General features: G+C 71.4%; 14 protein-coding genes and 1 tRNA gene. 8 read left to right on the forward strand and 7 right to left on the reverse strand.

All coding sequences use genetic code 11. From position 1 onward, the window contains the following. Positions 1 to 60 precede the first annotated feature (60 nt). Together ACZ4XJ_RS16150 and ACZ4XJ_RS16155 are read left to right on the forward strand one after the other, a co-directional pair. The gene (locus ACZ4XJ_RS16150; protein WP_468496522.1) at positions 61 to 843 is read left to right on the forward strand and encodes a SigE family RNA polymerase sigma factor; all 783 of its coding nucleotides are present in this window, start codon (positions 61 to 63) and stop codon (positions 841 to 843) included. Further along, on the forward strand, positions 840 to 1,997 hold the full coding sequence (locus ACZ4XJ_RS16155; protein WP_468496523.1) for a hypothetical protein: 1,158 nt from the start codon (positions 840 to 842) through the stop codon (positions 1,995 to 1,997). The genes ACZ4XJ_RS16150 and ACZ4XJ_RS16155 overlap by 4 nt, the downstream gene beginning before the upstream one ends. On the opposite strand, the gene ACZ4XJ_RS16160 is transcribed toward ACZ4XJ_RS16155, so the two are convergent. Next, positions 1,975 to 2,850, reverse strand: a complete 876-nt coding sequence (locus ACZ4XJ_RS16160) for an SURF1 family protein (protein WP_468496524.1) — start codon at positions 2,848 to 2,850, stop codon at positions 1,975 to 1,977. The genes ACZ4XJ_RS16155 and ACZ4XJ_RS16160 overlap by 23 nt on opposite strands. A gap of 119 nt (positions 2,851 to 2,969) precedes the next feature. After that, positions 2,970 to 4,796, reverse strand: a complete 1,827-nt coding sequence (locus ACZ4XJ_RS16165; RefSeq protein ID WP_468496525.1) for a S9 family peptidase — start codon at positions 4,794 to 4,796, stop codon at positions 2,970 to 2,972. A 206-nt stretch (positions 4,797 to 5,002) separates the two neighbouring features. Here ACZ4XJ_RS16165 and codA point away from each other — a divergent pair, with 206 nt between their 5' ends. Continuing rightward, positions 5,003 to 6,307 (forward strand): cytosine deaminase, encoded by a 1,305-nt coding sequence (gene codA / locus ACZ4XJ_RS16170; RefSeq protein WP_468496526.1) that lies wholly within the window; start codon positions 5,003 to 5,005, stop codon positions 6,305 to 6,307. 38 nt (positions 6,308 to 6,345) lie between these two features. After that, complete coding sequence (locus ACZ4XJ_RS16175) at positions 6,346 to 6,945, forward strand: HD domain-containing protein (protein WP_468496527.1); 600 nt, start codon at positions 6,346 to 6,348, stop codon at positions 6,943 to 6,945. Positions 6,946 to 7,049: 104 nt separating this feature from the next. On the opposite strand, the gene ACZ4XJ_RS16180 is transcribed toward ACZ4XJ_RS16175, so the two are convergent. After that, a tRNA-Pro gene (locus ACZ4XJ_RS16180) sits at positions 7,050 to 7,123 on the reverse strand. Between the two features lie 157 nt (positions 7,124 to 7,280). Further along, positions 7,281 to 8,219: a metallophosphoesterase gene (locus ACZ4XJ_RS16185; protein ID WP_468496528.1), complete on the reverse strand. Its 939-nt coding sequence runs from the start codon at positions 8,217 to 8,219 to the stop codon at positions 7,281 to 7,283. Between the two features lie 69 nt (positions 8,220 to 8,288). Between ACZ4XJ_RS16185 and ACZ4XJ_RS16190 the strand changes: the two genes are divergently transcribed. Continuing rightward, positions 8,289 to 8,750, forward strand: a complete 462-nt coding sequence (locus ACZ4XJ_RS16190; RefSeq protein WP_468496529.1) for a GatB/YqeY domain-containing protein — start codon at positions 8,289 to 8,291, stop codon at positions 8,748 to 8,750. 169 nt (positions 8,751 to 8,919) lie between these two features. On the opposite strand, the gene ACZ4XJ_RS16195 is transcribed toward ACZ4XJ_RS16190, so the two are convergent. Further along, complete coding sequence (locus tag ACZ4XJ_RS16195) at positions 8,920 to 11,268, reverse strand: transglycosylase domain-containing protein (RefSeq protein ID WP_362875372.1); 2,349 nt, start codon at positions 11,266 to 11,268, stop codon at positions 8,920 to 8,922. A gap of 396 nt (positions 11,269 to 11,664) precedes the next feature. Here ACZ4XJ_RS16195 and ACZ4XJ_RS16200 point away from each other — a divergent pair, with 396 nt between their 5' ends. Beyond that, on the forward strand, positions 11,665 to 12,015 hold the full coding sequence (locus ACZ4XJ_RS16200; RefSeq protein WP_053676911.1) for a WhiB family transcriptional regulator: 351 nt from the start codon (positions 11,665 to 11,667) through the stop codon (positions 12,013 to 12,015). 40 nt (positions 12,016 to 12,055) lie between these two features. Here the strand turns inward: ACZ4XJ_RS16200 and bagB are convergent, their stop codons facing one another. Further along, complete coding sequence (bagB, locus tag ACZ4XJ_RS16205; RefSeq protein ID WP_468496530.1) at positions 12,056 to 13,294, reverse strand: ATPase BagB; 1,239 nt, start codon at positions 13,292 to 13,294, stop codon at positions 12,056 to 12,058. Further along, complete coding sequence (gene bagA / locus ACZ4XJ_RS16210) at positions 13,291 to 14,277, reverse strand: ATPase BagA (protein WP_468496531.1); 987 nt, start codon at positions 14,275 to 14,277, stop codon at positions 13,291 to 13,293. The genes bagB and bagA overlap by 4 nt, the downstream gene beginning before the upstream one ends. Positions 14,278 to 14,349: 72 nt before the next feature. On the opposite strand from bagA, the gene ACZ4XJ_RS16215 reads away from it, so the two are divergent. Together ACZ4XJ_RS16215 and ACZ4XJ_RS16220 are read left to right on the forward strand one after the other, a co-directional pair. Then, complete coding sequence (locus ACZ4XJ_RS16215; protein WP_007264966.1) at positions 14,350 to 14,511, forward strand: DUF4177 domain-containing protein; 162 nt, start codon at positions 14,350 to 14,352, stop codon at positions 14,509 to 14,511. Beyond that, on the forward strand, positions 14,508 to 14,981 hold the full coding sequence (locus tag ACZ4XJ_RS16220) for a RidA family protein (RefSeq protein WP_362875375.1): 474 nt from the start codon (positions 14,508 to 14,510) through the stop codon (positions 14,979 to 14,981). Before ACZ4XJ_RS16215 ends, ACZ4XJ_RS16220 begins: the two co-directional genes overlap by 4 nt. Positions 14,982 to 15,026 lie beyond the last annotated feature (45 nt).

Genomic DNA, 15,026 nt, shown 5'->3' on the forward strand with positions numbered 1-15,026 from the left:
AACGCGAAGGACTCCGCCCCGCGCGTACAACCCTGACGCGGGGATACGTGTCCAAAGGGCGTGGCAGAGGCATTGCTCGACTTCGCCGTCGTACCCGCACGCACCGGAATCGTCCCGTCGCGGCGACGCACCGGCACACCCGGTGGCTTCCCCGTGATCGTTCCCGTTCCGCCGGCCGGCGCCCCGCCCGCCGCCCTGCCCCTGCCGACCCCGGGCGGCCGCCTGCCATCGCCCCGCGACGGCGCGGGTCCGGTCGGCCCGCCCGCGGACACGACGGCGGCCGGTGCGCCCGCGGCCGGGGCAACCGGCGCCGGTGCGGAGACCGCCGCCGAGAAGGTCGTCGTCGCGGGGACCACGGTCGATCACCTCACCGAGACCTACCAGGCCCACTACCGGTCCCTCCTCGGACTGGCCGCGCTCCTCCTCGACGACACCGCCTCCTGCGAGGACGTCGTCCAGGAGGCCTTCATCCGCGTCCACTCGGCGCGCAACAGGGTCCGGGACCGGGACAAGACGCTGGCCTACCTGCGTCAGACCGTCGTGAACCTCTCGCGGTCCGCGCTGCGTCGACGCATCCTCGGGCTGAAGCTCCTCTCGAAGCCGATGCCGGACATGGCGAGCGCGGAGGAGGGCGCGTACGACCAGCTGGAGCGCGACGACCTGATCAAGTCGATGCGCGGACTCCAGCGCCGCCAGCGCGAGGTGCTGGTGCTGCGCTACTTCGCGGACATGACGGAGGTCCAGGTCGCCGAGACGCTCGGCATATCGCTCGGCTCGGTCAAGGCGTACGGTTCGCGGGGCATTGCCGCGCTGAGGGTGGCGATGGAGGCTGCGCAGTCATGACGGACGACCAGAAGAATCCGGCGGACCCGACGGGAACCGCCGGCCGCGACGGTGACGAACAGGCGCTACGGAACCTGCTGGCCGGCGCCGTCCAGGGCCTGGAGCCCTCCGACGGCGCGCTGGAGCGGCTGCGCCACGCGGTGCCCGCCCGCCGGGCCCGCAAACGCCAGGCCGTCGTCGGGGCGGCAGCGGCGGTACTGCTGGCCGCGACCGCGGTGCCGGCGGCCCTGCACCTCGGAGGCGAACAGGGCACCACCACCGACCACTCGACGATGGCCGGGCACGGCCAAGCGCAGGGCGGCAACGCCGAGGACCCCGCGGAGCCCCGCCACAACGGCGCCGGAGCCGGCAACCAGCCCCGGCCGACGCGGTCCCCCGGCCCGATCCTGGAGAGCGGCACCGGCGAACGACCGTCCCCGCAGGCGAGCGGCAGCCCCTCCGGCGGCGGCACGGCCGGCCCGTCCGGTACCGGCGCCACGGCGGGCGACGCGACCGGCAGCGGACCGGTGATCGAGCGAACGCCCCCGGTGTCCGCCCCCGGGGTCGTCCCCTCCTGCACCTCCGAACAGTTGGGCGTGCGGGGCAGCGCCCGCGCCCCCGAGCGCGACGGGAAGGTCTACGGCAGCTTCAAGGTCACCAACGTGTCGGCGCACGGCTGCACGGTCACCGGCCCGGACCGGGTGACGGCAGCCTCGCTGGCGACGACGCCGCCCGCTAAGGGCCCCGCGGTGACGGTCACGGGCCACCGGGAGGGTGACCCGGCGAGCGGGCTGCTCCCCGCCCCGTCGACGGAGACGGCCCAGCTGGTCCTCGCCCCCGACAGTGCCTACGAGGTGCGCTTCGCCTGGGTCCCGTCCGCCGAGTCCTGTCCCGCGGCGACCCCGGGCCCCTCGGCCAAGCCCGCCGAGCAGAGCGACCCGGCGCAGCACCCGGCCGGTTCGGCGGAGCCCGCGGCGGCGGACGGTTCGGCCGTGAGCCCGGCCGCGGCGGCGGACCCGCTGAGCGGTTCCACGGCTCCGGACCCGGCCGGCGTGGCGGTGTCCCACACGCCGGGCACACCGCTGTCGGGGGCTCCGGTCACGCAGACCACGATCCCGGCGGCCTGCGGCGGAACGGTCTACCGGACGGGCATCATCGTCCCGGCCGCGCCGTAGCGGAGGCCGGGTCCGGCGCGTCGGCGTCGGACCCGGTGGCCGCGTCCGGGGTGGCAGCGGCATCGGCCCCGGCATCGGGTCCGGTGGTCGCGTCCGGGGTGGCCGGCAGCAGCCCGGCCTCGGCGTCGCGCAGGGTCTCCACCTCGCGGCGGTACAGCCGGAACCACATGAAGATGACGAAGGCGACGAAGACGAACCACTCGCCGGTGTAGCCGAGGTTCTGGAAGGCCTTCAGGTCGAGACCGGTGTTGTTCGGGGCCTTCGCGGGGACCGGCGTCATCCCGTCGACGGGCGTCTGCACCGTCAGCCAGGCGTCGTACAGCGGATCGGGCACGAGGTTGACCAGTGTGGCCGATCCGATCACCCCGAGCTGCCCCTCCGGGAGGCCGCCCTGCGAGTGGACGCCCTTGGTCCCGGAGTTCTCCGAGGACTGCAGGGCGCCGCTGACCTCGACCCGTCCGGTCGGCGGGATCGGGGCCTTCGCCGCGTCGGCCGGCCCCGGCAGCCAGCCCCGTACGACGGGGAGGGTCCGGCCCGAGTCGGCACGCAGCAGGGTCAGGACGTAGAAGCCCTCCCGGCCGTCGAGCTGCCGTTCGGGGACGAGCAGCTGGCGCCCGTACTCCCCGGCGGTGGAGGCGAGCCGTCCGGAGGTCTCCGTGGTCACCGGCAGCAGGGAGTCCAGCGGGGCGGCCGTCAGGTCGGCGGGCCGCTGCGCGGTCGCCTCCCGGTGGCTGCCGACGCGATCCTCGAAGCGGCCGAGCTGCCAGGACCCCATGAACAGGCAGACGGGGATGGCGAGCGCGACGAAGACGTTGATCCCCCACCAGCGCGGGGTCAGGAGAAACCGGTGCACCCCACCACCGTACGGGGGGCGCGGGGCCGGCCCGCCTCCGGGGCACGGCCCGCAACCGCCCGTCCCGCCCGGAGACGGCCGGGCGGGAGGGGTACCGCGTGGCCCGGAGGGCTCCCGGATCAGGGCTTCAGGTGCTTGAGGGCGAATTCGAGGTCCATGCGGACCTGCTTGATGCGTTCCTCGACGACCAGCGAGCCGTGCCCGGCGTCGTAGCGGTACACCTCGTGGACCGCGCCGCGGGCGGCGAGGCGGTCGACGTAGTTGTCGATCTGACGGATCGGGCAGCGCGGGTCGTTGACCCCGGCGGCGATGTGCACGGGAGCGGTGACGGCGTCGACGTACGTCAGCGGGGAGGAGGCCTCGAAGCGCTCGGGGACCTCCTCCGGGGTGCCGCCGAAGAGCGTGCGGTCGAGGGACTTCAGGGCCTCCATCTCGTCGTGGTAGGCCGTGACGTAGTCCGCGACGGGTACGCCGGCCAGGCCCACGGCCCAGGCGTCGGGCTGCGTGCCGAGGCCGAGCAGGGTCAGGTATCCGCCCCAGGATCCCCCGGACAGGACGAGGCGGGCCGGGTCGGCGAGGCCGGAGGCCACGGCCCACTCCCGGACGGCCGCGATGTCCTCCAGCTCGATCAGGCCGACGCGGTGCTTGAGGGCGTCGGTCCACTCCCGGCCGTAGCCGGTGGAGCCGCGGTAGTTGACCCGGACCACCGCGAAGCCGTGGTCCAGCCAGGCGGCCGGGGTGGCGAGGAAGGAGTCGCTGTCGTGCCAGGTGGGCCCGCCGTGGATCTCGAAGATGGTCGGGAAGGGGCCGTCGCCGGGTCCGGTGGGACGCTGGGTCAGGGCGTGGACGCGGCCGCCGGGGCCGTCCACCCACACGTCCTCCACCGGCACCGAGCCGGGCGGCCGGAAACCGGGCGGATCGAGTACGACACCGCCGGAGGTGGAGCGCACGGAGGCCGGTTCCGCAGCCGAGGACCATTGGTACTCGACGGTCCCGTCCGGGCGGGCCGTCGCGCCGGACACCGACCCCGGGGGCGTGTCGACCCGTACGAGTTCCCGCGCGGCCAGGTCGTAGCGCCACAGCTCGCTGCGCGCCTCGAAGCTGTGCGCGATGAGCAGGGCGGACCCGTCCGGGTACCACTCGGCGCTGACGTCGCCGGGCAGCTCGATCGCCAGGTCCTCCTCGGCGCCGGTGGACACGTCCCAGACCATCGGCTCCCACCGGCCGCGCCGCTGGTGGCCGACGAGGAGACGGGTGTCCCCGGCGACGGGGGCGAAGCCGAGCACGTCCAGACCGAGCTCCTCGGTACCGCCCTTGGAGTCGTCGAGCTCGGCGACGGTGGTCCCGTCGAGGGTGAGGACGCGCAGCGCCGAGTGCATGGCGTCGCCGTGCTCGGTGTGCTCCACGGCGAGGAGGGTGCCGTCGCGGGAGAGGTCTCCGACGCCGGCCGACTCGCGGTGCCGGTAGACGACGGTGGGGGCGCTGCCGTCCGGCCGGACGACGTGGATCGTCGAGCCGTCCTCGTCCGTGGACCGACCCACGACCGCCGTGCCGTCCCGACCGATGGCGAGCCCCGCCGGGTAGGAGGGCTCCAGGCCGGGGGTGGCGGGTGCGTCGGGGCCGCCCGCGAAGGGCTGGCGGACCCAGGTGCCGAACTCGTCGCCGTCGGTGTCGGAGAACCACCAGATCCACTCGCCGTCGGGGGAGAGGGTGCCGTCGGTGGTGCCGTTCGGTCGGTCGGTGGCCTGGCGCTGGGTGCCGGTGGCGCGGTCCCAGGCGTAGAGCTCGTAGGTGCCGGTCGCGTTGGAGACGAAGAGCGAGCGGTCCGGGGCGTCCTCGGCCCATTCGGGAAGGCCTACGCGCGGGGCCCGGAAGCGCTTCTCCCAGTCGGGCATCTCTCGCGTCTCGGGGGTGTCGCCGGGGGTCACATCGCTGTCGCTGGTCATGCCCTCCATTCTTGCCGTACCGGCGGCGGTGACGCGTCGAGATGCCGACGGGGCCGAACGGGCGGACGGCGGCGGGCGGACGTCGATCGCTGACGAGTGTCGGTATCGGCGAAGACCAGGGGCATGCGCGCGTTTCACGTGAAACCGGGTCGCGTGCACGCGGGCGTTTCACGTGAAACGAAGGACCGCGTCCGTACGCTGGCCCCATGCGGATGATCGTCCGGGGTGCCCGGCTGCTCCACACATCGGCTCACGCCCTCTCCGACGTGGAAGTCGGTGAGGACGGCCGGATCGCGCGCGTGGTCCCGTACGACGACCAGAAGGAACCGCCCGCGACCGGAGTGCTGATCGAGGCCCACGGCGGTCTCCTCACCGCACCCTTCGTCGAGCCCCACATTCACCTGGACACGGCCTTGACGGCCGGGCAACCCCGCCCCAACGTCTCCGGCACGCTCGGGGAGGGCATCGCCTGCTGGAGCGAACGCAAGCGGACCTTGACCCGTGAGGACGTCATCGACCGGGCGACCGAGGTGCTGCGCTGGCAGGCGGCCAACGGGGTGCTGCACGTCCGCACCCATTGCGACATCACCGACCCCGCCCTCACCGCACTAGACGCGCTGCTGGAGGTCCGTGACCGGGTGCGGGACGTCATGACCCTGCAGATCGTCGCCTTCCCGCAGGAGGGCATCGTCTCCTTCCCCGACGGCGCCGCGCTGCTGCGCGAGGCCGTGGCCCGCGGGGCGGACGTCGTAGGGGCGATCCCGCACTTCGAGGACACCCGCGAGGACGGGATCGCCTCACTGGGAACGGCCTTCGCGCTGGCCGAGGAGCACGGGCTGCGCGTCGACGCCCACTGCGACGAGATCGACGACGAGCAGTCCCGCTTCGTGGAAACGCTCGCCACCCTGGCCCTGCGCTCAGGCCTGCGCGAGCGCGCGACCGCCTCGCACACCACGGCCATGGGCTCATACAACGGCGCCTACGCGTTCAAACTCCAACGGCTGCTGTCCCGTTCGGGCATCAACCTCGTCTCCAACCCCTTCGCGAACCTCAACCTCCAGGGCCGGTTCGACGCCTATCCCAAACGGCGCGGCCTCACCCAGGTCAAGGAGATGTTGGCCGCCGGCGTCAACGTGGCCTTCGGCCACGACGACGTGATGGACCCCTGGAACGCGCTGGGCACGGCCAACCCGCTCCAGACCGCCCTCGTCGGCGTCTACGCCGCCCAGCTCACCGGAGCGGACGAGATCCCGCTCGCCTTCTCGATGGTGACGGACCGTGCGGCGCGGGTGCTGGGCCTCGACGCCTCCGAGTACGGGATCCACGAGGGCGCCCCCGCGTCCTTCGTCCTGCTGCCCGCCCCCACCCCGCAGGAGGCGATCCGCCGTCAGGTCCCCCCCCGCTACGTGGTCTCCCGCGGCAGCGTCCTCGCGGAGACGCCCCCGCAGCCGACCCTGCTGAACTGGCCCGGCAGGACCCCGTCGACGGTGGATTTCACCCGGGAAACCTGAGACGCGGACCTGAGGCGCGTCCGCACTAGGGTGCGTTCATGACACGGACACGGACCCCCTACGACCTCGACTCCGCCGCGGCCCGCTCCGCCTTCGAGACCGCCGCGGAGTACGCGGACGCGGCGCTGCTCAACCACTCCGTCCGCTCCTACGCCTTCGCCGCCGAGTACGCGCGCGAGCGGGGGATCGCGTACGACGCGGAACTCCTCTACGTCAGCGCCCTCCTGCACGACCTGGGCCTGACCGCGCCGTTCGACAGCCACACCCTGCCCTTCGAGGAGGCCGGCGGGCACGTGGCCCGGGTGTTCACGGCGGGCCTGGGCTGGGCGCCCGCCCGCCGGGCGCGGGCGCAGGAGGTGATCGTCCTCCACATGCGGGACGACGTCGACGCCGCCGAGGACGCGGAGAGCCACCTCCTCCAGGTGGGCACGAGCGCGGACGTCTCGGGTCTGCGCGTGGAGGGGTTCGCCCCGTCCTTCACGGCCGGCCTGCTGGCCGCGTACCCGCGACGGGGCTTCGGCGCGGCCTTCCTCGCGCTCGTCGAGGACCAGGCCGTACGCAAACCGACCTGCGCGGCCGCCACCTACGTCGCGTCCGGAGCCGCGACCCGCATCGCCGCAAACCCCCTGGACCACTGACCCCACCCCGGCCCAGCACCACCACCCCGCCCCGGCGGAGCGGGAACGCAAAACAGGTCAGGCACCTACCAAAATTGGTAGGTGCCTGACCTGGTACTACAGCGTCGGGGTGGCGGGATTTGAACCCACGACCTCTTCGTCCCGAACGAAGCGCGCTGCCAAGCTGCGCTACACCCCGATCGTCGCTTTGGCGTCTTGCTGCCGTGGCGACATCGATTACTTTAGCGGACCCTCGCCCGGAGACGAAATCCGGTTTTCACGAAGCGCCGACGAAGCGCCGACGGGGCCCCGACGAGGTCCCGGCAGGGTGTCGCCGAGGTGTCCCGGCCCGGGTGTCAGGCCTTCGGGGTCAAGGTCAGGAGGGTCGCTTCCGGCGGGCAGGCGAAGCGGACCGGGGTGTAGCGGTTGGTGCCGCAGCCCGCCGAGACGTGGAGGTACGAGCGGTGGCCTTCGGCCTCGTACGTCGACAGGCCCTTCACCCGCTTGGTGTCCAGGTCGCAGTTGGTGACCAGGGCCCCGTAGAAGGGGATGCACAGCTGCCCGCCGTGCGTGTGCCCGGCGAGGATCAGCGGGTACCGGTCGGCGGTGAAGGATTCGAGCACGCGCAGGTACGGGGCGTGCACGACGGCCATCGAGAAGTCGGCGTCCGCCTCCGGACCGCCCGCGACCTGCTCGTAGCGGTCCCGCTTGATGTGGGGGTCGTCGAGGCCGGTGAAGGCGAGCTCCAGCCCTTCCAGCTTCAGCCGGGCCCGGGTGTTGGTGAGGTTGAGCCAGCCCGCCGCGTCGAAGGCGTCGCGCATGCCCTCCCACGGGTTGTGGACGGCGCCGACGACCGGCTTGTTGCCGTTCAGTCCGTGCCGGCCCTGGGTCTTCTCGATCAGGTACCGCCCCGGGTTGCGCAGCCGCGGCCCGTAGTAGTCGTTGGACCCGAAGACGTAGACGCCCGGGAACTCCATCAGCGGACCCAGTGCGTCGAGCACCTCCGGCACGCCCTCCGTGTCGGAGAGGTTGTCGCCGGTGTTCACGACGAGGTCGGGGCGCAGCCCGGCCAGGGACTGCAGCCAGGCGCGCTTCTTGTGCTGCCCGCCGACCATGTGGATGTCGGACACCTGGAGCACGCGCAGCGGGCGCATCCCTTGCGGGAGCACGGGCACGGTGACCCGGCGCAGGCGGAAGGAACGGGCCTCGAACCCGGCGGCATAGGCCACTCCGGCGGCCCCCACCGCCGCGATCGAGGCAGTGACTTTGAGGGGGACTCCGTAACGCGCGCGCATGCCCCCTATCGTCGCAGACGCGGAAAACCGGCGGGCGCCACCGCCCCCTCACCTGGCAGACTCATGGACATGACCACGCTCAAGGCCAAGCTCCAGGAAGACCTCACCAACGCCATCAGGGCCCGCGACGAGCTCGCCTCGTCGACGCTGCGCCTGACCCTGTCCGCCATCACCAACCAGGAGGTCGCGGGCAAGGAAGCACGCGTGCTCTCCGATGACGAAGTCCTCAAGGTGATCGCGAAGGAGGCGAAGAAGCGCCGCGAGGCCGCGGAGGCCTTCGCCCAGGGCGGCCGCGCCGAGCAGGCCGCGCGGGAGACGCTGGAGGGTGAGTTCCTCGACGCGTACCTGCCCAAGCAGCTGGCCGACGACGAGCTCGACGCGATCGTGGCGCAGGCGGTCGAGGAGGCCAAGGCGGCGGGCGCCGAGGGGCCGCGGGCCATGGGCGCCGTCATGAAGATCGTGAATCCCAAGGTCGCGGGTCTGGCGGAGGGCGGCCGGGTCGCCGCCGTCGTCAAGCGCCGGCTTTCCTGAACCGGGCGGGATCGGTAGGAGCAGCACCCGATCCCGCGCGGAAACGGGTACGGGTACGGGTACGGGTACGGAAACAGGTACAGGTACAGGTACAGGTACAGCAGCGGGAACGAGGGAGGGCCCCGGCCGGATCATCCGGCCGGGGCCCTCCCCTTCTCCACCGCGGGTCCTACTGTTCCTCCCGGCCGCCGATCAGGCCGGGCTCCCCGGTGATCCCGCCGAACGGCGGCTTCTGGGAGTCGCCCCCGCCGCCCGCGGCGGCCGCGCCGCCGGTGGCTCCGGCAGCCGTCGCACCGCCGGGCCGGCTGTCGCCGGGCTTGCCGTCGCCGCCGGGCTTGTTCGGCTTGCCGGGCCGGTTCGGGGTCGGCGGGTTGGAGTTACCGGCCCCGTTCCCGTTGCCCCGGCCGCCGTTGTTGCCGTTGCCGGTGCTCGGGAGCTGGGGTTCCGCGATGCTGACCGTGGCGAAGTCGGGTGCCTCGCGCCCGGAAAGGGCGCCGGAGACCGCGTCGCGCCAGATCGGGCCGGGCAGGCCACCGCCGAAGACCTTCGGGTAGTACTGCCCGCCGATGGTGATGTCCTCCATCGAGATCTTCTTCGCGCCGCCCGAGCCGACCCACACCGCGCCCGACATGTTCGGGGTGTAGCCGACGAACCAGGCGTTGTAACGGGAGTCCGTCGTACCGGTCTTGCCCGCGTTGTCGCGGTTGCTCAGGCCGGCCTTCTCACCGGTACCGGAGTCGACCACGCCGCGCAGCAGGGTGTTGATGGTGTCGGCGGTGTCCTGGGACATCGCCCGATCGCACTTGGTCTTCGGCACCGCGAGGGCCTTGCCGTGGGCGTCGGTGATCGACTCCAGGGCGATCGGGGTGCAGTACGTGCCCCGGTTGGCGAAGGTCGCGTACGCGTTGGCCATCGTCAGCGGCGACAGTTCGGCGGAGCCGAGCGCGATGGAGGGGGCCTCGGGCAGCTTCGAGCCGTCGGCCGGGATCACGCCGAGCTTCTGCGTCATCTCGTTCACCGGGCAGAGCCCGATCTCGCCGATCATCTGCACGAAGTACGTGTTGATGGACTTCTCCATCGCCGTCCGCAGCGCGTAGGGACCGATCTCGTCCTCGGTCTCGTTCTCGGCCGTCGCGAGCTTCTTCTTGCCGTCCGGCAGGTTGACCCACTGGCTGCCGTCGCACTTGGGGATCGGACTCGGGTAGTCGATCTTGTTGGGCGCCGAGTAGACCTTGGTCGGCGCCATGCCCTGCTCGAGGGCCGCGGCCGCGATGAAGGGCTTGAACGTGGAACCCACCTGGAAGCCGAAGTTGGAGCCGCCCATCCGCTTGTCCACGGAGTAGTTGATCTGCGTCTCGTTCTTCCCGAAGCCGTACGGCTTGGACTGCCCCATGGCCAGGACCCGGCCGGTGCCCGGCTGGATCATGGTCACGGCCGTGGCGATCGAGTCGTCCTCGTTGACGTGGTCCTTGATCGAGGCGTTCGCCGACTCCTGGGACTGCGGGTCCAGGGTCGTACGGACGGTCAGGCCGCCCTGGTTCCAGATCTTCGCCCGGTCCTCGCGCGTCTTGCCGAACACCGGGTCCGACAGGAAGGTGTTGCGCACGTAGTCGCAGAAGAAGCCCGCGCCCTTGACCGCGGTGATGCAGCCGTTCTTCGGCCGGGTCACCTTCAGCTGGACCGGCTTCTTCTTCGCCTCCTCCGCCTCCGCCTGCGAGATGTCCTTCATGTCGGCCATCCGCTGCAGGACGGTGTTGCGGCGCTTCATCGCCTCCTGCGCGTCGTTGACGGGGTCGTACCGGCTCGGCGACTGCACCAGGCCGGCCAGTAGCGCCGACTCGTCCATGGTGAGGTCCTTGGCGGGCTTGCTGAAGTAGCGCTGCGCCGCCGATTCGATCCCGTAGGCCTGCTGGCCGAAGTAGGTGATGTTGAGGTAGTTCTCGAGGATCTTCTTCTTCCCGAGCTCCTCCTCGACCTGGATCGAGTACTTGAGCTCGCGGATCTTGCGTCCGAGGCTCTTCTCCTGCGCCTCGCGCACCTTCGTCTCGTCGTCGCCCGCTTCCTCGACGAAGACGTTCTTCACGTACTGCTGCGTCAGCGTGGACGCGCCCTGAGCGGCGCCGCCCTCCTGCGCGTTGCGGTTCACCGCGCGCAGGATGCCCTTGAGGTCGACCGCGCCGTGCTCGTAGAAACGCGAGTCCTCGATGGCGACGATCGCCTTCTGCATGTACGGGGAGATCGCCGTCAGCGGGACGACCTGTCGGTCACGTGAATAGACGGTGGCGATCAGGCCACCCTCCGCGTCCAGAATCGTGGTGCGCTGACTCAACGGAGGCGTTTTGAGATTGGCCGGGATCTCGTCGAATCCCTCTACCGTGCCCTTGGCCGCGAGTCCCAGCGCGCCGGCGCCCGGGATCGCGATGCCGGCCAGTACGACTCCGGAGAGAACGGACACCCCGAGGAACTTGGCGGCCTGCTGTGGTCCCGTGAGCCCGCCGCCCGAGCGCTTCTTACCCATGGAGGGCAGCCTACGTTCTCATTCACCGGACACACGCGAATGCCTTGGCCTAAGCTGGCCCCAACTGTCACAGCAGTGCGGTGCGACATCAACCCCTCGGCTTGTTTTTCACCCTTCCCGAATGGGGTGGACACGTGTCCGAATCTCGCCCTTCGCTCTGTCGGCCGCTTACCGGCAGCCCCCGATTTCACCCGAATCGCCGGAATGGTCGGGCATGTCGCCGGATCACTCCGTCGGGTGATCTGCCGCTTACCCATAGTCCGTTCGGACCATTCAAGATTGGGCCCGTCGGGGGTGTTGCACTGTGCCCACCTTCCGTAACGTCCTCAACTGGCAGCGGTGAATATGCCGCTACCGCCGTGGGGGAGCCTCGATTCGGGAGAGGACGGCGCCGGGATGGGCTGGGTTACCGACTGGAGTGCGCAGGCAGCCTGCCGCACTACCGATCCGGATGAACTGTTCGTTCAAGGAGCGGCACAGAACAGGGCCAAGGCGGTGTGCACCGGATGTCCGGTGCGGACCGAGTGCCTGGCCGACGCGCTCGACAATCGTGTCGAGTTCGGAGTATGGGGCGGAATGACCGAGCGGGAACGACGCGCGTTGCTGCGCCGACGTCCCACCGTCACCTCGTGGCGACGGCTGCTCGAAACCGCCCGCACGGAGTACGAACGCAGTACGGGCATCCTCACCATGGATGTCGACGCGGAGATCGACGTTCCGTACGAGACGTACGCGGCGGCCGGGTAGATCACCCGGGCACCACGTCGTACGAGAACCCTGCGAACGCCTACGCTCCGGCCGGTACCCCGGCCGCGAGGCACTCTCCGATGGCCCGCAGCCCGGCGAGGTCGTGCACGTCGCCGGGCAGGGCGGTCACTTCTGTCACCGCCACTTCCGGGTGCAGAGAGGTGAAGCGATCGCGTGTGCGCCGTTCACGCGCGATCACCTGCATCCGTTCCGCATGCAGACGCAGCAGTCCTGCCGTGACCTCGTCCACGTCGGGGGAGCCGTCGTCGGCGGCGTCACGAAGTCCAGCTTTCCCGGACTCCTGATCGACAATGCCGCCCTCTTCAAGATTCTCTGCGGCGGCCAGGGCCCGTTCCGCCGAGAGTTGGCCGGCGCCGCTCCCGTGGACCCGGTTCAACACCAGGCCGGCCAGCGGCATCCGTTCCGCCGCGAGCCGTTCCACGAAGTACGCCGCCTCGCGCAGGGCGTCCGGTTCGGGCGCCGCGACCACGAGGAAGGCCGTACCGGGGGCCTGGAGCAGCCGGAACGTCGCGTCCGCGCGGGTGCGGAACCCACCGAACATCGTGTCCATCGCGGCCACGAAGGTCTGCACGTCCTTCAGCAGCGAGGCCCCCATCAGCTTGCTCAGCGTGCCCGTCATCATCGACATGCCGACATTGAGGAACTTCATCCCGGCCCGGCCGCCGACCTTCGCCGGGGCCATCAGCACCCGGATGAACTTCCCGTCCAGGAAGGACCCGAGGCGCTTCGGCGCGTCGAGGAAGTCCAGCGCGGACCGGCTCGGTGGGGTGTCGACGATGATGAGGTCCCAGTCGTCCCGGGCCCGCAGTTGGCCCAGCTTCTCCATCGCCATGTACTCCTGCGTGCCCGCGAAGCCGGCCGACAGGGACTGGTAGAAGGGGTTCGCCAGGATCGCCCGGGCCCGCTCGCCGTCCGCGTGCGCCTCGACGATCTCGTCGAAGGTCCGCTTCATGTCCAGCATCATGGCGTGCAGTTCGCCGGTTTCGCCACCCCCCTCCAGGGGGACCCTGCGCGGGGTGTTGTCCAGGGAGTCGATGCCCATGGACTGGGCCAGCCTGCGGGCCGGGTCGATGGTCAGCACGACGGCCTTGCGGCCGCGTTCGGCGGCCCGTACGCCGAGCGCGGCGGCCGTGGTGGTCTTGCCGACGCCGCCCGAGCCGCAGCACACCACGATCCGGATGCTCGGGTCGTCCAGCAGCGCGTCGACCGCCAGCCTCGGCGGCGTGTCCAGGCCCATGGTGTCCACTCCCTCGCTCATTCGGCGTCCGCCTGCTTGCGCAGCTCCGCGGCCAGCTCGTACAGCCCGGCCAGCTCCATCCCCGCCCCGAGCAGGGGAAGTTCGTACGTCGGCACGTCCAGCTCCGCGAGCGTGGCGCGCTGTTCGCGCTCCAGCCGGACCCGGCCCGCGTGTTCCGCGGCCTGCGCGAGCAGCGGCTCCACCAGCCGCTCGGCCAGCCCGCCGCGGCGGGAGCCGCCCAGACCGGCCCGGGACAGGGCCTGCGCGATCTCGGCCCGGTGCTCGCCGACCGCGGAGCGCAGGGTGTCCTCGTCCAAGTGGTGCGGGCGCACCATGTTCACGACGACGCGGCCCACCGGAAGGCCGGCTTCCCGCAGTTCCGCGATGCCGTCCGCGGTCTCCTGGACGGGCATCTCCTCCAGCAGCGTGACCAGGTGTACCTCGGTCTCCGGGGACTTGAGCACCTTCATGACGGCCTGGGCCTGGTTGTGGATCGGCCCGAACCGGGCGAGCCCGGCGACCTCGTCGTTGACGTTCAGGAAGCGGGTGATCCGCCCGGTGGGCGGGGCGTCCATGATCACGTGGTCGTAGACGAACCTGCCGGCCTTGTCCTTGCGCCGCGCGGCCTCGCACGCCTTGCCGGTCAGCAGGACGTCCCGCAGGCCGGGCGCGATGGTCGTCGCGAAGTCGATCGCGCCGAGCTTCTTGAGCGCGCGGCCCGCCGAGCCGAGCTTGTAGAACATCTGGAGGTAGTCCAGCAGCGCCCGTTCGGCGTCGATGGCGAGCGCGTACACCTCACCGCCGCCCCCGCCGGGCGCGACGGCGATCTTCCGCTCCTCGTAGGGGAGCGCTTCCGCTCCGAACAGTTGTGCGATGCCCTGCCTGCCCTCGACCTCCACCAGAAGTGTCCGCCTGCCCTCGCGTGCGAGGGCGAGCGCGAGTGCCGCGGCGACCGTGGTCTTGCCGGTGCCGCCCTTGCCGCTGACCACCTGGAGCCTGCTCACAGCGTCCGAGCCTAACGACTCGGTCCACGGGCCGCGCATGAGGCCCGCACGACAGGCGTTACGCTCGCCCCCATGACCAAGAAGTTCGAATACGCGACGGTCCCCCTGCTGGTCCACGCCACCAAGCAGATCCTGGACACCTGGGGCGAGGACGGCTGGGAGCTCGTCCAGGTCGTGCCCGGCCCGAACAACCCCGAGCAGCTCGTGGCCTACCTCAAGCGGGAGAAGGCATGAGCGGCGTCGTCGACGCGAAACTGGCCGAGCTCGGCCTGACGCTGCCGGACGTCGTTCCTCCGCTGGCCACCTACCAGCCGGCCGTGCGCTCGGGTGACTACGTGTTCACCTCGGGCCAGCTGCCCATGGTCAAGGGCACCCTGCCGATGACCGGCAAGGTCGGCGCCGAGGTGTCCGCCGAGCAGGCCAAGGAACTCGCCGCGACCTGCGCACTGAACGCGCTGGCGGCCGTGAAGTCCGTGGTCGGTGACCTCGACAAGATCGCCCGCGTCGTCAAGGTCGTCGGCTTCATCGCCTCCGCCCCGGACTTCACCGCCCAGCCGGGCGTGCTGAACGGCGCGAGCGAGCTGCTGGGCGCCGTCCTCGGCGAGAAGGGCGTCCACGCCCGCAGCGCGGTCGGTGTGGCGGTCCTGCCGCTCGACGCCCCCGTCGAGGTCGAGATCCAGGTCGAGCTGGTCCCCGGAGCCTGACCCGAGCCCCGCACCGCGCGGGTCTGCGGCAAGGGGCCGCTGCTC

The organism is Streptomyces sp. NPDC029836, from assembly GCF_055574495.1.